This is a genomic window from Yersinia sp. LJYL362 (genome assembly GCF_048323875.1).
Genome location: NZ_JBLWEX010000306.1, coordinates 1 through 18,435 on the forward strand (window position 1 = coordinate 1; position 18,435 = coordinate 18,435).

Here is an 18,435-nt window from a genome sequence, read left to right on the forward strand (position 1 = left end):
TAACGATTAATTAACGATTAAATAGCCAGTTGATAAACCATAAGGCGAAAACCCATTGACTCAAAAGCGACTGCCCGTATAATCCAACCCGCAACTGACTACCGGCAGCGTTCTATGCTGCGGTAAATATCAAATGCGCCCTTAGCTCAGTTGGATAGAGCAACGGCCTTCTAAGCCGTAGGTCACAGGTTCGAGCCCTGTAGGGCGTACCATCTATACTTCTTCTGCCGTCTATCTAAGTCTACTAATCCCTTATATAATCAGCCTCTCTGACAATTCCTAGCATCCCAACGTCTACCTACATCCACTGCAATCAACAACAAAGTGGGGGTACTATTGGGGGTATGTCTAGGTTCAATGAAGTGAGATACCCCCACATGAAACTGAACGCCCGACAGGTCGATACTGCAAAGCCAAAAGAGAAGCCCTATAAGCTATCTGATGGAGGTGGATTATTTTTGTTAGTAAAAACTACTGGTTCACGTTGCTGGCGGCTGAAGTATCGGATCGCCGGTAAAGAAAAATTGCTAGCATTTGGGGTCTATCCTGATATCACTCTTGCTGAAGCCAGAGCAAAAAGAGATGAGGCAAAGCGTATACTTGCAGTGGGCGGCGACCCTGGTGAAGAAAAGAAAGTAGAAAAACAAACCAGAAAAGTCAGCATTGATAACACGTTCGAAGCTCTAGCCAGAGAATGGCATGCCTACAAAAGGGCCAATTGGTCCAAAGGTTATGCTGAAGATTTAATGGAGTCATTCGAAAAAGACATCTTCCCTTACGTTGGCAAACGTCCAGTTGCCGAAATCAAACCTCTAGAAATTCTCGAAACCCTACGCAAATTAGAAAAGCGTGGAGTCCTCGATAAGATGCGTAAAATCCGTCAGGCATGCAGCCAAACCTTCCGTTATGCAATCGTAACCGGCAGGGCAGAGAACAATCCAGCAAGTGAACTAGCTGGCGCTCTGGCGGTTCAGAAGCACACGCATTACCCCCACCTCTTAGCGAACGAACTTCCCGCATACCTTAATGCTCTCAACGCCTATAGCGGCAGTATAGTCACTCGAATAGCAACACGGCTCCTTATGCTTACCGGTGTTCGTACAACTGAACTACGGGCTGCTGAGTGGCTAGAATTTGACTTGGACAAAGCCGTCTGGGAAGTTCCCACCGCCAGAATGAAAATGCGTCGTCCTCACTTGGTTCCCTTGTCAGAGCAAGTTTTGGCATTACTGCGTCAATTACATGAGATTACTGGGCGATTTAAACTGGTATTCCCTGGTCGTAATGACAGCTTAAAGCCAATGAGTGAAGCCAGTATTAATCAGGTTATAAAGCGTATTGGTTATCATGGCAAAGCCACTGGTCACGGTTTCCGACACACTATGAGTACCATTTTGCATGAGCAGGGGTTTAATACTGCGTGGATAGAAACACAGTTGGCCCACGTCGATAAGAACAGCATTCGCGGCACCTATAATCACGCACAGTATCTGGATGGTCGTCGAGAAATGCTTCAGTGGTATGCCGACTATATGGATAGCCTGGAACGTCAGTCAAAAGATTAGTTTTGGATAAAATTCTTCCGTGAGGAATAAAAAAGGGTCGGTTCAGTAGGTTCAGTCGGTTCAATATTTTAGTTTATTGATTTATATGTTAATTAATTCATTTTTTGAACCGACCCTGAACCGACTTTAGGTCGTTTGAACCTACCCCAATCACGTTATCTCCCGAAAACCTGGCTTTTTCTCAGCTAAATAAGCCTAAATTAGTAATCGATAAGCTGAAATTGCTCACCACAGTTTGATGTGAAAATGTGAAGTAATGTCGTGAATTGGCAAGGGGGAGTGCTGGACGAGTATACAGTGGTGATTTATAGTAGACCTCAAGAAAATAAGGCTATGCCTAGGCTGATCCCCGAAAACCAGTACACCTCTACTGGCTGGCATAGTCCCCAATATTTAGAGGATGCGAGGTGGCGTATGGAACTCAAAATTATACCATTTGAATATTGCTCTTTAGAAAGGGCTGCAAAGTTTTTTGGATGTGAAATGGAAGATTTTTTTCACTGGTATGAAACGAAAAAAATTTCCCTTTCCTTGAAGCTTTTGGAGCATCGAGCCACAGTTTTATCGATCGACAACAAAACTATAGAATATAAAACTGAATATTGGGGAGATGATCATATTGAATATGATGTAATGGCCTCTGCAAATAATGAGTTTTCATATATTGACAATATAAGTGCTTTTGTGGGCAATCGGCTTTCATATGATCATTTATGTCAGGTTTATAGGGTAAATGGTTATGCTCATGATTTCTGGCGGCCTTGCGATGCGTTTATTCAATCGCTTCGCCGTGGTGGAAGAATCATGGATAGCTTTTCCGCATCTCCTTATGATTTTGAAGGTGATTTCCGTATCATGATAGAGGTGCAGGAAGGAACACAAACCTCAGACCCAGAATCACCAGTTTTTTATTTTTATCCAGAATTCACTATTGGTGATTTAGTTTTGTATAAAACAGACTTGGATATAATCAATCATCTTATGTGTGGTGTTGAGTATTCCCCTGAAAAAAGCAATGAATTAAATTCAGATTTATTAACTGTTGCTGATATTAGTACTGAGGAAATTCAAAGTGAAATATTGGAGTGGACTGAGTTTTCAAGTAAAGAAACTTCTTTGAAATTTATTGCTGGAATGGTTCTTGCTTTACACAAGTCATCCCCAAAATTTAGAAATGGAACTAAAATAAATCGAACTTCAATTGCGAAAGAAGCAATATTAAGAATAACAGAGCAAGGAATTGAATTCGATATAACTGAACGCCAACTCACAAATCTTATGAATAAAGCACTGACTGATTATGCACCAAAAATTTAGAGTTAGCATATTTACTAAGTCATTTCCAAATGGGCTTCCAAAGCCCATTTCAAATTGAAGTTCTATCAATTTTACGGCAATTTCCACAGTAGATTTTTTTTGATGATTTAATAAAACCTGTAATCTACCAACGTCCAATGACAACGTTAAATAGAAACAGGGGACAACATGCCACAAGCAGCACAATCACTTATCCGCCTATCAGAAGTCCAACGCCGCACTGGTTACAGTAAGGCTTGGCTTTACCGTCTCATCAGCCAGAATCGTTTTCCCCAATCGATTAAAATCGGTACCCGTTCTATTGCCTTCATTGAAAGCGAAATTGACGAATGGATCAATCAGCGCATTGCTGAATCCCGCAAGGAAGTCGCCTGATTATGCATATAGGGTGTTCATTTGTTGCGTGTGTTTGCGTTCGACTTAATCCAGCATTTGATTTCCATCGCTACAACTATCAAGCGATTTAACGAAGAGTAATTAAACATGAAAAAATTAAATGCCTTAATTGGCAGTACCCAAACTCAGCCTAAAATCGTACTCAGCGGTATTAACGTTAATGGTTTGCCTATCGAGTTTGTTGATCAGTGGACAGAGTATTGGGCTAAACAAAGTTTTGCTATTTCTGTCCCTGCCAATATTCGTCGTCAGTATTACCCCGATGATTCAGCGTTCAGTGTAGCCATGCGCAAAGCTGGCTATGTGCCAGTTCGTACTCGAAAGCTGACAGGGAAAGACGGGCGTTTCTGGTTGTATCGAGTAACCGGCAAAGATAAGGGGGTTGTCGCACCAGTTCCCGCTAATAGCAAGGCTTGCAGCCCATTTGTGCAGGTGTCACACAAGCCTCGATATGGTTATAACGAGGTCGCTTTAGATGGGAAATTACTTCATGTATACGGTGACCACATCCGCTTACTGACTAAAAAGCGGGTTCGTGTGAATGGTAAGCAGGTTCAGGGCTACACGGCTAAAGGTCTGCGTGTGGAGGTGGTGGGATGATGCTAACAACTCAAGCAGCCACCCTGAACCGACTATCTTTGAGCGAGTCGGATACTAACCCGGTAATTTCGGGTCAGTTGCAAAAAATTTTGCAGGTGACTTTTGGTTACTTACAAACAGTCCCAGCAATTTCGGTCCTGTTTAAGGGCGGCAATAGTAACGCTCAAAATTTAAACTACGAAACTTTCGTAGGTACCAGTAAAAGCAACTTGCATCAATCTCCAGAATTTAATGGAGATCGCTACTCAGCCAAATATTTGGGTCAGCAAACACTGCTCAAAAACGGCAACTCACCGAGTTTAACCAAACACGAACAGTATTCGGGTTCAGGCAAAGAAAAGGGTAGCACTGTGAATGCTACCCTTCTGGGTTACTCAGATGGTTCGGCCTTGGCCTTTTTGCGCTGGCGGCGTTTGATCTCACTCTGCGCTACGTCAACGATGGCCTTGATATTTTCCCCTGCCTTCGTACCGATCTCTTCGATACGAGCTAGTGCTTCTAGTGCGCCATTGAGGTTGGACAGCAACTTATTTTCGTCGCTCTCTTTGAGTTGGCGGCGGGCTATCTCACCCTGCATAGCGGAAACGATAAAACCGGCATTACTTTCACCATCCATTTTTACCGCTTCCATTCCGTCCATTACATCGTGTGGAATGCGAATGGATATTTGTTTTGATTTGTCGTTAACCGTATTTGTTGCCATGTTCAGCACCTTGAATAAAACGTGTGATTCAGTATACATGAAATCAAATCACACAAAACACTTGATGTGTGATTCATTTGATTGTAATTTAAATCACACCTTATCCACAGATAAGGCACAGGCAGTACACAAAATAACGAAGCCCAGCAGTGCGCTAACACTAACCGGGCCTCTTACCACCAACGATAGATTGAGTATCGAGGTAGCTATGTTAAATCATACCCAAACTCGCCCTAAATTTCAGTATCTCTTTCTCGCTGTGTGCCGTTCTGACCTGAACGCAACGCCGCACCGTGAATCAGTCACTGCCCATTCTGAACAAGATGCCCGCCGCACTCTGGCTGGTCAGTTCGTACTTTCCTTTGCCGGCCGTATTCCTGCACAGGGGGTATGCAATGCTTAAAAAATACCGTGTTGAATTTAGCGCATTAGACGCTGCTGGTGGTGCTCTCAAGCTGTCATGGTGTGGTGAAGCTGAAAACCTTGATAAAGCATCTGCGACTGTTCTCTTGGGGGCTACAGAGCGCCGGTTAAGCAACGTTCAGATCACCAGCATCATGCAGCTCCTTGATGAGGATGATATCTACCCACCTTCATACAAAGAAACTCAAGCCCTGATTGCTGAACTGATGGGCAGCCGTGGTAAGCCAATCCCTGATGCCAGCGAGAATATATCTCGCACTCGGTTACTTCGCGTTAAAGAAGGTCTGCTTCATTTGTTGACGGTTGTTATTCCTCTGATTGAGAACGAGCAGCAACGATTGCAGGTGTATTGGTGGGCTGAGGCGGTACATAACATCGTACGGTTTGAAGAGCATGACGCGAAAAATGAGCAGGGGGTGTGCAATGTCTAAAAAAACTGAACTGGCTCCGCTAGCGGCCAAAGATTTGCAGGTTATTGAGTATCGCGGTCAGCGTGTGGCAACCACCGAGCAGCTTGCGGCTGGGTATGGCACAACGGTGATCCGTATTCAGCAAAACCACCATGAAAATAAATCCCGTTTTGTTGAGGGTAAGCACTTCTTCAAAGTGGTTGGTACTGAACTCAACAATTTGCGACTAGTTTTAAGCGAACTGCAAATCTCACCAAAAACTCGCTCACTTATGCTCTGGACTGAGCGCGGTGCGGCCAATCACGCGAAGATGTTAGAAACGGATCAGGCGTGGGACTACTTCAATGACCTCACCGAGTTTTATTTTTCTCGACGTGATGCATTGCCAGCACCTGCAACTACTCCCGACCTCAGTCGTTTGGAGATTCTTCAACTGGCTATCGACTCCGAGCAAGGTCGCTTAGCTGAAAAGCAACGCGCTGATAAAGCTGTTCGTACCAAAGGTCAGATTAGCCGTAAACGTGAAGCCAGCGCTCTCGGCAAACTAAGTGCCGCGACTCGCAAATGTCGTGTACTGGAAGAACGGCTGGGGGAAAGTACAAAGCATGCCACGGTGAAAGCTGTAGAAAATGTGACTCATCAGAAGTTTGCGTGGCATCCGCTGCGCAAATGGTGTCTTGAGAATGGCTTTAAACCGGAGATTGTGCCGGATCCACAGTATGGCTCTGTAAAATCATGGCCTCGCGAAGCATGGCTGGCAGTACATAGCATCAATCTGTCCGATGTTATGGGGGTGACTCATGGCTAAATTAGCTCCCTGTGAAGTATCTGACTTTCTTAATGAAATCGCTTCGATTTTAAAAGTCAGTTCAATGATGATTGGTAGTGAGGACGGTAACGACACGGGTTACGAACTTCTTTGGATCGCTCAGGAACGCGCTGAAAAAGCGGCGAAAAATATTGAGGGAGTGAATTATGCGCGAACCGCTGCCAAATGATCGTTACAAAGACAGTCATGGTTCATTGGTCACTATCGATATCGTTGCCTTTAATCGCGTTACTTTTAGCCGTGACGGATATTCATCGCCCTGCATTATGCCACTGGCACGGTTCGTCGCTGAATTTACCTTTATCGGGAGAGCATAACCATGAAAGCCAATGAATCAGTACCTCTGGATATTGCCACGCATAAGGCTGGTCAATTAAATGCTCTCTTGCTGTTGATGTTTGAATCCAATATTGAATTAGATACTACTGACGAAAAAGAATTACTAGGTCTCGCACTTGATCTCGCAGGGCCAGTAGCGGTTCATTTGCTTGAGCGGGAGGCCGTACAAAATGGGACGCCTTGATAAAGTCAGTAGCTAAATGCCCTGTATTTAATTAGTTAGCATTCCAACATCTAAAAAATAACAGCCATCAGGCTGGGGACTCGCTCGGCCTGATGAAAGGAAAGGATATATTTATGACGAACCTGAATCATTCAATCGAATTAAATCGTAAACATATTGCAGTGGCATTTATCGCTTATTGTCAGAAACGAAATAAAGGCGAATCCATTGCTAATGTCATTATTAATTCTAGAAAGGTTGTTGTTCTGGAAAATTTAACTGAGGCAGCAATTTGTAATTGCCTTATTCATTCTCTGGAAGTGCTTTGTTTTCAGGAATTCGGGCGTGATGACGGCTCTCGGATCCTTGTGGAAACTTACACTCAGATGCTGAGCAAAGATAACAGTAAATTGACACCGCACGGCGTCGAGACAATGACGGAAGTCATGAAGGCTACGGTCGTAGAGACTTTGGCTAATCCTCATGATAACCGGCATGGGCTGGTATTCAGTCAGGACGGTGCAGCATGAAACCATCCATCGACATGATCCGTGAAGTTACGGCTCAGGCTACCAACCGCTGGCGCGATATTCTTGGTTATCTCGGTATTGATGTGCCGGAACGACCTCGCGACCATTCTGCTTGTCCGGCATGTGGTGGCAAAGACAGATTCCGATTTGATGATCAGGATGGGCGTGGGACCCATTTCTGTAATCAGTGTGGTGCCGGTGATGGGCTCGAGCTGGTACAAAAAGTTAAGCAATGTACCTCCACTGAGGCGGCGATTATGGTCGCTGATGCGCTGGGGATGGCTCTGAATTCACCCATGCCGGTATCCACTAAGCCTGTAAAACAACCCGCACGGTCAGGCATACCAATAGCGAATAAGGTTGCGGAGTTGGTGTCGAAAACGGTACCTGGCGAATCTCAGTACCTACTTAATAAGGGGCTTCCAAGCCCCTCTCAAGCCCTATTGAGTGACGGTTCTTTGCTGCTGGTACTGCAAACAATGGAGGGCGTAGTAACGGGTGCGCAGGTGATTAAGCCTGATGGCACCAAACGACTGATATCCGGCACCATCAAAAAAGGTTCGTTCATTCCAGTGAGACTTCCAACTGCACTGGATGATGATCCGATTGTAACGGTGTTAATTGCAGAGGGTAACGCAACCGGCGTTACAGTCTCGTTATTGAGTGGTGGGGTTGTATTGGCGGCCATTGATGAAGGGAACCTGATCCATATAGCGAAAGCATGTCGGGAACGTTGGCCTGATGCGAAAATTATCATTGCTGCTGATAACGACCTTAAACCCGGTGAAAAGAATGTCGGGAAAGAATCTGCTGAGAAAGCGGCTATTGCGGTGAATGGCTGGGTTGCCTTACCACCGACAGACCATAAAGCCGACTGGGATGATTATCGTCAGCAGTATGGACTGGATGCGAGTATTACCGCGTTTGCTGATTCTCTATATCAACCACATATTTTGGCAGAAGAGGAGCCTCCGGTTGCAGAGCATCAGGATGTCAGACGTCCATATGTCGATGAGCGTAAAGGTGGCATGTATTGGGTTGAACCCAAACTGGATAAAAGTAACGGCAATATTACGGAAAGAGAAAGCTGGCTGAGTGACCCGATATCCGTTGTGGGGATAGGTGAAGACGATAACGAGCGGTATTTGATCCTCTGTTGGACGCCTGAGGGTAACGATACCGAACGTTCAGAAGCTTTACCCATGCGTGAGATTGGCGAACGGGAAGGTTGGTCGCGGCTGCGGGCTGGTGGTTTGTCTATCACAGCTAAAAGTGGGTTACGGGCAATACTGGCTGATTATCTGCAACGTAGTGGAGAGCGGCAGCTTTGGACAGTTGCCAATGCTACTGGCTGGCAGTGTGGGGCATACATTATGCCCGATGGTTCGGTGATTGGGTCGCCTGCAACCCCTGTACTCTTTAATGGCCGTTCATCGGCGGCAAAAGGCTACACCACTAAAGGTACGCCAGATAGTTGGCGCAGTAACGTAGCCAAACTTGCTCAGGGTAATCCCTCCATGATGTTGGGTATAGCCTGTGCCTTTGCTGCTCCGCTGATTGGTCTGGCTGGTGCGGATGGTTTTGGTGTTCATTTATTCGGTGGTTCCTCCGCAGGTAAAACTACGACGGGTAATGCGGCTACCACTGTTTATGGCGAACCCGAAGCACTGAAGCTTACGTGGTACTCAACAGCATTAGGGCTGGTAAATGAAGCTGCGGCGCACAACGATGGATTTATGCCACTGGATGAAATAGGGCAAGGCAGCAATAAGAAGGCTGTTGCTGATGCCGCTTATGCTTTGTTTAACGGCGTCGGCAAAATTCAGGGGGCCAAGGAGGGCGGTAATCGGGATGTGAAACGCTGGCGCGCAATGGCATTCAGTACCGGTGAAATCGACCTTGAGAGTTATATCCGAGCGGATGGAGGCAAAGTAAACGCTGGCCAACTGGTTAGGCTCTTAAATGTGCCTATAACCAAAGCAACTGAATACCATGGTTTCAAGGATGGTAAAGCCCATGCAGATGCTATGCGGGATGCCTGTAAAGACCACTACGGTGCGGTAGGGCGGGCATGGATAAAGTGTCTAGCCAGTCAGAAAGAGGCGGCAGCGCAAGCTGTCAGGGATGCGGAACGTCGGTGGACAGCATTATTACCCGATGAAGCCAGTGAGCAGGTGCGCCGTGTGGCATCGCGTTTCGCCATATTGGAAGCCGCTTTGCTACTTTCCAAACACCTTACCAACTGGAGTGAGCAAGAGTGCCGTGACGCTTTACAACATGGCTTTAATGCATGGGTTAATGATTTTGGCATGGGTAACCGTGAATCAAAAGCATGGGCGGAACAGGCTGAATCTTTCTTACAGCGTTTCGGTTACAGCCGTTATTTACCCCATCCTGAAACAGACTTTCGAGATTTACCAATCAAGGATTTGGCGGGATATCGGGAGAAAAAGCAGGGACTCGACACATTGGTATTCCATACCTTCCCGTCTGTGTTTCGCGACGAGATAGCCGTAGGTGCTAATGCAGTGGCTTTTGCTCAGGTTCTGGCAGATGCCGGTATGTTGGATAAACCGAGCAAAGGGATCACCAAGAAAACGCTCAGAATTGACGGTAAGCAACCCCGTTTTGTGGTGCTCATGATGCCAGATGATTTGGAGGAATAAGCGGATCGCCTCCATTTGAACTGACCTGAATCGGATAAATCATTCTCTCTGGCGGGGTATTACACCAATGCCCTGACAGAGAGTAAAAGAATACAGGGTATGCATATCATGAGAATGACAAAAGAATTACGTGCTGAGGTATTTCGGCTTAAACAATCAGGCATCGGTTATAAACGGATAGCCGATATGACTAATTTGAATTTGAGCACGGTCAAAAGTGCCTGTAAGCGGTCTGGGTTATTTGCTGATAATCCCGAGCATGTCGCGATGTTTGAGATACCAGAGAAGCAATACAGCACTGCACTTATAGTGCCAAAGCCGTTACCCGTGCAGCGGCGTATTACGGGAGACAGGCAGACCGATGCCTATTTGTGGGTGTTGGAGGTTATCAATACCGGCGAACCGGGACATATTGCGGCGGCTGAGGAAGCCTTGCACAAACTGACTGTATCCCCCAAAGATGCTCGCGATAATTACACTCGCTATCTGGAAGCGAATGGTGCGGGATGGACTGCCAGTTTTTCGACAATAATGATGGGCGACCCACAGCATTATATCGACCGAGCCAGAACACAATATTCCCGCGCAGCAGAGGTCAGGGGAACATTCGGCAGCTATGAGGCGGCACTGGAACTCACCAGAGCTGAACAACTCATGGAGATGGCCTACGGCGATATCTATGATGATGATTTTGGCTGGACAGCCGAGGAAAAAAAGAAAGGATGCGTTGAGGGCAAGCGAGTTACTGATGTATGGGACCTGCGAGCGCAAGCGTCAAAGGGTTTCGCCGGAGTTTTACCAGAACCTCATACACTGTCTGATGTTGTAAGAGAATTTCAGTATTGGCAATGGTTATATACGTTGCGTAATGCTGCTTGCAAAGAAATTGACCCTGGTGGATATGGTTATGATTGTGACGGTCCTATATCAGACCGTGAAACCTATCTTGATAAGAAGCTTGAAATCATCCGTCCTCGCCATCAACGAGAGGCACTGGATATATTGAAATGGTATTTGCAGAGTGAGCGACATCAGAGTTTTTCAGGCTCAGATAATGATGCGGTATATCTGAATTTGATAGGCGTGCATATAGGGGATGCAAAAGCTGAAGCATTGGAATAGACGGGGATCTGGTGATGAATGCACCTGTAATAAACGACTTTGTTAAATAAATTAATTAACGTCGCCTAACGTGCTGCCATTGTGGAAGATATTACCGTTATTTACTCATTTATCGTTACGATTTATGGTAATATATCTACATAGCTAATCAATATAAATAGTGAGTCGTATATTAAATACGGCTCGCTTTTTTATTGGGTAACGTTCAGAGATTCAGAGGGGTATCCATAATATGCGTGATATTCAATTGGTATTAGAACGCTGGGGCGGCTGGGCTGCTAATGAAGATAGTGGCGTAGGTTACTCCCCCATTGCAGCAGGATTTAAAGGTCTGTTACCTAGCACTATAAAGTCGCGGTTATCGTGCTGTGATAATGATGGTCTGCTGGTAGATGCGGCAGTAGGCCGACTGAAGAAAGCGGGGCGAGATGAAGATTATAACCTGATAGAGCAGCACTATAAAAAAGGGATATCAAAATCAGCAATAGCTCGGAAACAGAAGTGCTCTGAGGGAAAAATCAGACTCAAACTCATGATGGCCGAAACCTTTGTTGATGCTTGCCTGATTATGGCGGGTGCCACATTAGAAATGGATGAGTGGACACATAAGGCTGATAGTACAAAAACTGTATCGGATCTGTGCTGACAATGTTCAGTAGCAAGGGGTGGCTAAATATGGGCGTCGGTTATGAGCGAAAAGCGGACGTTTCACTCATAACGACTGGATTTACTATTACATTAAACTCAACAAGACTTGGCCGCACCCCTCAGCGCGATCTTAGCGCATCAGGCCCGTTTCCGGCGCCATTACCCATCCGTATTGTGAAAAAACGCCCTTGCTGATTTCTGCGCGTCTGTATGGCTATGTATGCGGGTGAACGGGTGCGCTGTTTAGTGGGTGACCGTGAGGCGATAGCGGTTTTTAGAGCCAGCAGCAGGCTCAGGAAAAAACATTCTGTTTTCGGGGCAGGCACCGCAAATGACGATGTTTTGCGGGGTGTGCCCTATCTTGCATCTCAGCAATGCGGTGCCCTGTTCCCACCATGAGGTTTACCCGTTGCAGACCGCCGTAAGGTGGCGTTTTCTTATTCCTTCCCGTACAACTGGTTTCCTTAAAGGTGGTTCGCTCCAAGCTGGGCTTTATATACGTACTCCCCGTTCCGCCCGAGTACCACACCAGTCTAGGTAACTGCTCTCTTGATCCCAATCTTGACAGGCACGATAAATCACCAATGGTCGTAGCCATTGGTAACTGGTTTTATGGAGCGAGTAAACACACGAGAGTACACAGAGTTCTTGAAATGTCAGCTTAACTACAGTTACACTGAAAAGACAGTATTGGTTACTGTGCTCCGTTAAAGCCAGTTAACACGGTTCAAAAAGTTGGTAGCTCTAAGAACATTGAAAAACCACCATTGGTAGCGGTGTTTTTTCCTTATTTAGAACCGGATACGATCATCACCCATAAATTCATCAAGGAAAAAAGATGTCTTCTGGAAGAAGAAAAAAAACCGAAACACTAAAGAGAAATAATCAAAGCCTTAAAGATATTATCTCTAGCATAAGTGAGTTTAATAATGTAGAGGAATTAGAGAGGGAAGAAAAATTTGAATTGGTTGCTTTTAAATTTAATGAAATTAATCTAATACTTGAGAAGAGAGTAGCGTCTAGAATAATAGTAATAAGACTGATAAACTCTTTTAACACTAACGCACTGAAAATAGACAAAGATAAACAGTCGCTACTGTCCATTGCTAATGAGTTTAATAGGAAGTCAATAGGAATAAAATCGACAATAATTGAAGAAGAAAAAAAACCATTGATAGTTTTCACAATAGAAGAGATTGCTGTCGATGAAAAGATGCTCAACTTATCTGGTGATTCGTTAAGAATGCTAGCCGCAATTTTAGCCGGAGCGCCGACGTTATTTGAAAAATTAGGAATAGTCAAGGATTAAGGGATTAATGTGGGCGCCGAGATCGAAAACAAACAATTAGAAACTAATAAGCCACCTATTACAAGTAGCTATATTGCTGAAAAAAATAGTAATTTATCAGCACCTGAGGTCGTTTCAAGTATGGTCGCGATACTTATTATCGTTGTTATAGTGGTTTTAATCCTTTGCCTTTTGCAAAAGATGCATGTGGCGATTACACGTTTTTTCGAATTCATAATCTCTGTACCTTGGTATAAAAGAACAGTATTAATACTCATAGGAGCTATATCAACTTACCTAACAACAAAAGTACCAACTTCCTATTCATCCTTTCCCATAATAATAGGTTATATAACCACTTTTGCTTTTAATGAATTCGCGTCAAAGAAAGATATAGAGAAAGCAAAAGCGCCTCTTGAAGAGGATGTTATAGGAAAAGAAAAAACAATAGCTCTTTTCCGAAGAATAATTGAGGAAAAGAAAAATATATTCCAAGAGATAATAATCAATCGTATTAATGCATGTGTGAGGATCACAGGAAAAAATGATGGTGACACCCTAAAAAAGTTGAAAATAAAGATATGCGAACTGCAAGATATTATTTTTGCTGAAAAAACCTTTACCGAAACACCCGATGAAGCTATTAGAAGATACGAAAATTCAGTATCTGGGGATGTTGACATGGCAGCACAGACTATGTTTGGTGATAGCAGAAGTGAGCAAGCGACTACAGCCTAAAAAGTTCAATCGGCTTATGTTCATACATTTTAGTAAGAAGCTTATTTGGTAAAAGCCAATCTGCAATAAGCTCATAAGCATGCTAAATATCACTTCAAATGCTCTATGTCTGCAATATTTACCATAACATCGCCCGCATCCCTGAGAGGCCCTCAACGCGCGTCTGCGGCCTCCTGCCTGTTTAAAGCACCTTTCCCTGTCCATATCTCGAAAAACTCCCCAGGTGATCCCGGCATGTTTGCATGATTATGCGGTGAGATCTTTTCTACGCGAATTAGTGAATGCAAATGTTTAAAACGTCCGCTTCACGCCCTGAGACATTCAACAAGCTTTTTATGACTTCAGTATGAGCGAATAAAAAAACATATAAAAAGCTATTCGTTACGAATTTTACTCACTATTGTGATAAGAGTTGGTTGTGCAGTAGCGCTTATCCAGTCAAAGAAACCTCGCTTCAAGTGTGGTTTTTATTTGTTGTTCGGGAAGGAAATAATGCTCTCCATTATTATAATTATCCAGGCAGCAATTTGCTGCTCACAGCAATTAGTATTGGAGGTGTTATGAGTGATAGCCGTCCAGTCCCTTGGCCTTTTGAAGAAAAATTTGTTTCACCAACTATTGATGAACTGAGAGGCAGGGTTTGTCGCTTTGTTCATCGTGGCGATGTGATTACTCAAGAAGTAATGCCTGGTAGAGTAACCTTTTACCTCGAAGATGATAATCGATTAGCAGGTGCGATAGTTGAACCTGATTTATCCACAGAGTAATTACCCCTGAAAATAATTCAAAGCCTCAGTTAATTGCTGGGGCTTTTTTGTTTCCACGTTCGCTTGAGCAACACTGAATAACGGATTCATATCCCAATCTATTCCAGACATTGTTGCTGCAATGGTTGGTGCTCAGCCGAATGTGGTGAATGCAGGCACCGATGTGTGGGGATACAAGTGGAACACCAGTGAAACGACGTCGGCGAATTCCCCACCACCACAGAAGTACACTGAAAGGTATGCGGTCAGCACATTGGTAGGTGTTGACGCCGGAACCGTAACCGGCTTCAGTAATGTGGCAGCTACGATTTATTATCACTTGCTATCCTTCTATATTAACTTTCCAGTGTTCCACCATGCCTGGCAAGGTGAAGGAATAAAGCAGGAAGGTTTCAGTAAAATGAGCAACCTCTTTAGCCTCTTGTTCTGTGAATTCCTCATCTGTATGAGCAGACATATTTCCATCAAGACGAATGATTTTCGCCCATTCAGCCATTTCTTGTGTGATTTTCCCTTGTTCTTTTAAGAGAAATACTCGCTTTGATAAATTATCAGTACTTATATTTTCAGCAACGCCGAGTAGCTTGGTTGCGATATCCAAAACCTTTCGGCATAACATGATAGAAGTTTCATACCTTTGACGGGAAAGATTATCCTGAGCTTCAAAAAAAAATGAGGCACATTTACTAGGTGTATGCTCTGGGGCTGAATGAGTAACTGGTTTGGGATATGAGGCCTTTAATAGGTATTCATCATTTGGAATATTAGACACTGTACCCGACGATTTTGCTTTATAAAGTGGCCCATAGCCTCTGCCTGAAACATCAAAAAACTCTGAAATTGTAAGCCGTTCACAACTTCCGCAAGCAAAAACCACCGCATATCTATGCTGGTACTGTGTCTGTTTGTATTCAGTGATCCCCAGAAGCAATGCGTTATCTCGCAAGCAGTGGGGACATGAAGATTTTAAGGTGACATTACTCATGATGAATATAACTCCGCTTATTTCCGAACTCGATAACATTTTACAGGGTGCGGAAAGACCAGAAAAAAACCTATACCAACGCTATTCTGAACTCACCACTGAGGGTAGGAATTCATTTGTTATTGCGTTGATTGGTAAAATTATTGAGCAAAATAATCGCCTAAAGTCTTGCAATACTCAACAGTAAATAAAACTGCATTAGGATTTTGCACCTTTCTGTTTTAGCCCATCAGTCACCCAATCAACTCCACACACACTATTAACAGATGAGTGGCTGCACTGGTGGGCTAAATTCCTTAACCACACGCCCAACCCGCAGGTCGGGAGGGGGAGACTATGCGAATGGAACCAGTTACCTCTCAAAACCTGCCTTATTGGTGGTCATTAGCGCTTGGCGTTTTCTCATTACTATCCCTGCAGGATTACATCTTCATTCTGGGTGCGGTGGTTTCGGCATTCTTCACAATCAAAACGTATTACGCCAAACGGCGTGAAGAGAAAGCGCGGTTAATTGAAGAGCAGAAGCGTACAGAAATACTGCGGGAGTTCCTCAACAATGCGACTACCCGACCGATAGCGGATCGCTCAGCAGCCGTGGAGATTGTTGCAGAAGCGATAAAGCGTAACGAGGAACTATATGAACAAGCTAAGTAAGGCCGGTGGCTTATGTTCTGTGGCAGCAATTATTGCTCTCGTTGTCTCTAATGGTAACGTCCGAACCAGTGAACAGGGATTAGAACTGATAGGTAATGCTGAATCATGCCGCCGTGATCCGTATGTTTGTCCCGCGGGCATTATCACAGATGGTGTTGGGAATACTCACAGCGTCATACCTGGAACCCGAAAGACTGATGCACAAATTGCCGCTGATTGGGAAAAGAACATTCTTGAAGCTGAGCGCTGTGTCATTCGTTATGCAAACGGCAATAAATTACCGCGAGGTGCTTTTGATGCTGCTACATCGATTACCTTTAACGCCGGTTGCCCGTCAATGCAGAAATCCACCATGTTCCAGTATTTCCGTGCTGGTAACGTGACAGCAGCCTGCGAGCAATTCACCCGCTGGGTATACGGCGGTGGTAAGAAATTAGCGGGGCTGGTGGTTCGCCGGGATAAGGAACGAGCGCTATGCCTAACAAAATAACCGGTGGGATTATTACTTTGCTGGTGGTTCTTTTTCTGTTGCTGCTTCTCAATAGAAATAGCCTCTTAAATGAAGTCGAAAAAGCGGAAGAAGCACTGAGAGAAGAGCAATCCACAAACACCGCCCTCGGCAACATCATCGATGCATACCAGGTGAATGACGCAGCCAACCGTACAGCCACGGCCCGCCAGCTAGAGAAAGAAAGGAAACTACGCAATGAAAGTGAAGATCGGCTTAAGCGGTTTCTGGCGGCGTCGTCAGATGATAAGTGTGCTATTCAGCGCATGCCTGACGCTAGCATTAACATCATGCGCGAATAAAGCGGCTTCACGTCCACCAGCTAGTTGCCCCGTATTGCTACCGCCAGAATCAGCATTAACTGAGTGCGAAGTGCCGGAGTTCGTCGGTACTACGTGGGGCGATAGTGGGCTGTATGCACTGGCTTTGAAACGTGAGCTGCGGATCTGCAAGGGGCGGTTGGATGAGGTTATTGGTTGGCGGCAGAACGCGGGGAGGAAAAATTAATGATTATTGGTCTAAGTTGAAATGTGTGGTCTGATTAATGCCCAATAAGCAAAAAAAGGATATGAGAATGAATGGGCTAATCAGGAAGAATTATTCAGAACTTGGTCAAGTGAAAGGGCCATACGTTCATGCAGTAAAACATAACGAAACTCTTTATATTTCTGGTCTGACTGCTTTTGGAACCGTATCTCAAGGGAAGTGTATTGCAGATCAAGCGGAGGAAATCTTTACTCAGCTTCATCGTATAGCCTTGGCAGAGAAAACTTCGCTTAGTTCATTAATTAAAGTGACAGTTTTTGTGACTTCACTGGAAGATTTAGAACAGTTGCGCATAGTGTTATTTCGTAATTTTGGGGAGCATCTTCCGGCAAGCTCTTTAGTTCAGGTTACACAACTATTTTCAACCGATCTAAATGTAGAAATTGAGGCGATTTTAGCCCTGTGAACAGTATTTAACACCTTAAGATATATAGATTCCTGCGCCACTGGCCTATAAGCCGGTGGCGTTTTTATTAGTGGCGAAGCCGCGAACAAAGAACATGAAGGCTCAGTTTAACGACTGGGCCTTTTTTATACCTGCAATATCTCGTGCCATGCCCGGCACATTTCAAAGCATAGAGTCTTACAGAAACAAGCCTCGGAGAAATGCTGGTTTAGGCCGGTAGCCGTTTCTGTGCGCTGGCGTTTCTGGGCAACGAGGCTCGTTTCTATAAGGTAACTACCGATATGACTTATCCAACCGTCGTAGTAAATGGGGTATCCGTCCGCGTTGATGAATACGGCCGATATAACTTAAATGATCTACATGCTGCCGCTGTAGCAAATGGAGATGCAACGGATTCACAGCGTCCAGGGGTATTTCTCAAGAGCAAACAGGTGAAGCGATTTGTTCACACATTAAGCGATGCAACAAAAAGTGCATCGGTCAAAGTTATAAAGGGCGGGCTGAAACAGGGTACATGGGCACTTGAGTTAGTAGTGATTCGATATGCTGCCTGGCTAAAACCTGAGTTTGAAATTCGCGTCTATAACACCTTCCGCGACGCAGTGATTAATGGCCTTGGTGCGATGAACCGACTTAATCGCCTTGATCTGATCATCAACTCTGAAGTTGAAGAGATTAGTTCCTGTGCCAGAAAAATGAATGGATGGGGGGTAGGTGGACGTAAGCGGTTATTGCTTACCGCAATAGAACGCCTCGTAGAAAGCATTGATCCTGACATGGTGGCAATCATGGAAGGGAAAGCGTAATTGCAGATTGAGAACCACTTTCACAA

27 protein-coding genes and 1 tRNA gene are annotated in these 18,435 nt (G+C 44.7%); 25 read left to right on the plus strand and 3 right to left on the minus strand.

What is annotated here, in order from left to right; genetic code table 11:
* Window positions 1–135 precede the first annotated feature (135 nt).
* The 5 genes from ACNSO8_RS23425 to ACNSO8_RS23445 all read left to right on the plus strand — a co-directional run bounded on the left by ACNSO8_RS23425 (window position 136) and on the right by ACNSO8_RS23445 (window position 3,878).
* A tRNA-Arg gene (locus ACNSO8_RS23425) sits at window positions 136–212 on the plus strand.
* 165 nt (window positions 213–377) lie between these two features.
* Complete coding sequence (locus ACNSO8_RS23430; protein ID WP_418396068.1) at window positions 378–1,565, plus strand: tyrosine-type recombinase/integrase; 1,188 nt, start codon at window positions 378–380, stop codon at window positions 1,563–1,565.
* 414 nt (window positions 1,566–1,979) lie between these two features.
* Complete coding sequence (locus ACNSO8_RS23435; protein WP_143715353.1) at window positions 1,980–2,882, plus strand: hypothetical protein; 903 nt, start codon at window positions 1,980–1,982, stop codon at window positions 2,880–2,882.
* A 168-nt stretch (window positions 2,883–3,050) separates the two neighbouring features.
* A complete protein-coding gene (locus tag ACNSO8_RS23440) occupies window positions 3,051–3,257 on the plus strand; it encodes a helix-turn-helix transcriptional regulator (protein WP_005277026.1) in 207 nt (68 codons plus the stop codon).
* A 108-nt stretch (window positions 3,258–3,365) separates the two neighbouring features.
* Complete coding sequence (locus tag ACNSO8_RS23445; protein ID WP_418396069.1) at window positions 3,366–3,878, plus strand: hypothetical protein; 513 nt, start codon at window positions 3,366–3,368, stop codon at window positions 3,876–3,878.
* A gap of 370 nt (window positions 3,879–4,248) precedes the next feature.
* On the opposite strand, the gene ACNSO8_RS23450 is transcribed toward ACNSO8_RS23445, so the two are convergent.
* Window positions 4,249–4,581: a YlcI/YnfO family protein gene (locus ACNSO8_RS23450; RefSeq protein ID WP_192945341.1), complete on the minus strand. Its 333-nt coding sequence runs from the start codon at window positions 4,579–4,581 to the stop codon at window positions 4,249–4,251.
* A 208-nt stretch (window positions 4,582–4,789) separates the two neighbouring features.
* Between ACNSO8_RS23450 and ACNSO8_RS23455 the strand changes: the two genes are divergently transcribed.
* The 13 genes from ACNSO8_RS23455 (at window position 4,790) to ACNSO8_RS23515 (ending at window position 14,504) form a co-directional block, all read left to right on the plus strand.
* The gene (locus tag ACNSO8_RS23455) at window positions 4,790–4,984 is read left to right on the plus strand and encodes a host cell division inhibitor Icd-like protein (RefSeq protein ID WP_418396070.1); all 195 of its coding nucleotides are present in this window, start codon (window positions 4,790–4,792) and stop codon (window positions 4,982–4,984) included.
* Window positions 4,977–5,435: a hypothetical protein gene (locus ACNSO8_RS23460; RefSeq protein WP_418396071.1), complete on the plus strand. Its 459-nt coding sequence runs from the start codon at window positions 4,977–4,979 to the stop codon at window positions 5,433–5,435. Before ACNSO8_RS23455 ends, ACNSO8_RS23460 begins: the two co-directional genes overlap by 8 nt.
* Window positions 5,428–6,222 carry an ORF6N domain-containing protein gene (locus tag ACNSO8_RS23465; protein WP_418396072.1) on the plus strand — a complete coding sequence of 265 codons (795 nt, stop codon included), beginning with the start codon at window positions 5,428–5,430 and terminating at the stop codon, window positions 6,220–6,222. Before ACNSO8_RS23460 ends, ACNSO8_RS23465 begins: the two co-directional genes overlap by 8 nt.
* Complete coding sequence (locus ACNSO8_RS23470; RefSeq protein WP_418396073.1) at window positions 6,215–6,412, plus strand: hypothetical protein; 198 nt, start codon at window positions 6,215–6,217, stop codon at window positions 6,410–6,412. The genes ACNSO8_RS23465 and ACNSO8_RS23470 overlap by 8 nt, the downstream gene beginning before the upstream one ends.
* Window positions 6,390–6,560 carry a DUF4222 domain-containing protein gene (locus ACNSO8_RS23475; RefSeq protein WP_138775430.1) on the plus strand — a complete coding sequence of 57 codons (171 nt, stop codon included), beginning with the start codon at window positions 6,390–6,392 and terminating at the stop codon, window positions 6,558–6,560. The genes ACNSO8_RS23470 and ACNSO8_RS23475 overlap by 23 nt, the downstream gene beginning before the upstream one ends.
* Window positions 6,561–6,562: 2 nt before the next feature.
* Window positions 6,563–6,766 (plus strand): hypothetical protein, encoded by a 204-nt coding sequence (locus tag ACNSO8_RS23480; protein WP_418396074.1) that lies wholly within the window; start codon window positions 6,563–6,565, stop codon window positions 6,764–6,766.
* Between the two features lie 113 nt (window positions 6,767–6,879).
* On the plus strand, window positions 6,880–7,275 hold the full coding sequence (locus ACNSO8_RS23485; RefSeq protein WP_418396075.1) for a hypothetical protein: 396 nt from the start codon (window positions 6,880–6,882) through the stop codon (window positions 7,273–7,275).
* The gene (locus tag ACNSO8_RS23490; RefSeq protein WP_418396076.1) at window positions 7,272–9,941 is read left to right on the plus strand and encodes a DUF927 domain-containing protein; all 2,670 of its coding nucleotides are present in this window, start codon (window positions 7,272–7,274) and stop codon (window positions 9,939–9,941) included. Before ACNSO8_RS23485 ends, ACNSO8_RS23490 begins: the two co-directional genes overlap by 4 nt.
* A 99-nt stretch (window positions 9,942–10,040) precedes the next feature.
* A complete protein-coding gene (locus tag ACNSO8_RS23495; protein WP_418396077.1) occupies window positions 10,041–11,063 on the plus strand; it encodes a hypothetical protein in 1,023 nt (340 codons plus the stop codon).
* Window positions 11,064–11,295: 232 nt separating this feature from the next.
* On the plus strand, window positions 11,296–11,709 hold the full coding sequence (locus tag ACNSO8_RS23500) for an antiterminator Q family protein (protein WP_418396078.1): 414 nt from the start codon (window positions 11,296–11,298) through the stop codon (window positions 11,707–11,709).
* An 840-nt stretch (window positions 11,710–12,549) separates the two neighbouring features.
* Window positions 12,550–13,020: a hypothetical protein gene (locus tag ACNSO8_RS23505; protein WP_418396079.1), complete on the plus strand. Its 471-nt coding sequence runs from the start codon at window positions 12,550–12,552 to the stop codon at window positions 13,018–13,020.
* Window positions 13,021–13,029: 9 nt separating this feature from the next.
* Complete coding sequence (locus ACNSO8_RS23510; protein ID WP_418396080.1) at window positions 13,030–13,737, plus strand: hypothetical protein; 708 nt, start codon at window positions 13,030–13,032, stop codon at window positions 13,735–13,737.
* A 560-nt stretch (window positions 13,738–14,297) separates the two neighbouring features.
* A complete protein-coding gene (locus ACNSO8_RS23515; protein ID WP_418396081.1) occupies window positions 14,298–14,504 on the plus strand; it encodes a hypothetical protein in 207 nt (68 codons plus the stop codon).
* 25 nt (window positions 14,505–14,529) lie between these two features.
* Here the strand turns inward: ACNSO8_RS23515 and ACNSO8_RS23520 are convergent, their stop codons facing one another.
* Both ACNSO8_RS23520 and ACNSO8_RS23525 read right to left on the minus strand, forming a co-directional pair.
* A complete protein-coding gene (locus tag ACNSO8_RS23520) occupies window positions 14,530–14,823 on the minus strand; it encodes a hypothetical protein (RefSeq protein ID WP_418396082.1) in 294 nt (97 codons plus the stop codon).
* Between the two features lie 3 nt (window positions 14,824–14,826).
* Window positions 14,827–15,489 carry a DUF4145 domain-containing protein gene (locus ACNSO8_RS23525; protein ID WP_418396083.1) on the minus strand — a complete coding sequence of 221 codons (663 nt, stop codon included), beginning with the start codon at window positions 15,487–15,489 and terminating at the stop codon, window positions 14,827–14,829.
* Between ACNSO8_RS23525 and ACNSO8_RS23530 the strand changes: the two genes are divergently transcribed.
* The 7 genes from ACNSO8_RS23530 to ACNSO8_RS23560 all read left to right on the plus strand — a co-directional run bounded on the left by ACNSO8_RS23530 (window position 15,488) and on the right by ACNSO8_RS23560 (window position 18,409).
* On the plus strand, window positions 15,488–15,676 hold the full coding sequence (locus ACNSO8_RS23530; RefSeq protein WP_418396084.1) for a hypothetical protein: 189 nt from the start codon (window positions 15,488–15,490) through the stop codon (window positions 15,674–15,676). The two genes, ACNSO8_RS23525 and ACNSO8_RS23530, sit on opposite strands and share 2 nt — an antisense overlap.
* A 149-nt stretch (window positions 15,677–15,825) precedes the next feature.
* Window positions 15,826–16,143, plus strand: a complete 318-nt coding sequence (locus tag ACNSO8_RS23535) for a hypothetical protein (RefSeq protein ID WP_019081903.1) — start codon at window positions 15,826–15,828, stop codon at window positions 16,141–16,143.
* Entirely contained in the window at window positions 16,127–16,633 is a 507-nt protein-coding gene (locus ACNSO8_RS23540; protein WP_418396085.1) for a lysozyme, read from the plus strand. Before ACNSO8_RS23535 ends, ACNSO8_RS23540 begins: the two co-directional genes overlap by 17 nt.
* Entirely contained in the window at window positions 16,618–16,953 is a 336-nt protein-coding gene (locus tag ACNSO8_RS23545; RefSeq protein WP_418396086.1) for a DUF2570 domain-containing protein, read from the plus strand. Before ACNSO8_RS23540 ends, ACNSO8_RS23545 begins: the two co-directional genes overlap by 16 nt.
* The gene (locus ACNSO8_RS23550; RefSeq protein WP_418396087.1) at window positions 16,895–17,158 is read left to right on the plus strand and encodes a hypothetical protein; all 264 of its coding nucleotides are present in this window, start codon (window positions 16,895–16,897) and stop codon (window positions 17,156–17,158) included. Before ACNSO8_RS23545 ends, ACNSO8_RS23550 begins: the two co-directional genes overlap by 59 nt.
* A 67-nt stretch (window positions 17,159–17,225) precedes the next feature.
* Window positions 17,226–17,603: a RidA family protein gene (locus tag ACNSO8_RS23555; protein WP_050335655.1), complete on the plus strand. Its 378-nt coding sequence runs from the start codon at window positions 17,226–17,228 to the stop codon at window positions 17,601–17,603.
* 281 nt (window positions 17,604–17,884) lie between these two features.
* Window positions 17,885–18,409: a KilA-N domain-containing protein gene (locus tag ACNSO8_RS23560; RefSeq protein ID WP_418396088.1), complete on the plus strand. Its 525-nt coding sequence runs from the start codon at window positions 17,885–17,887 to the stop codon at window positions 18,407–18,409.
* Window positions 18,410–18,435 lie beyond the last annotated feature (26 nt).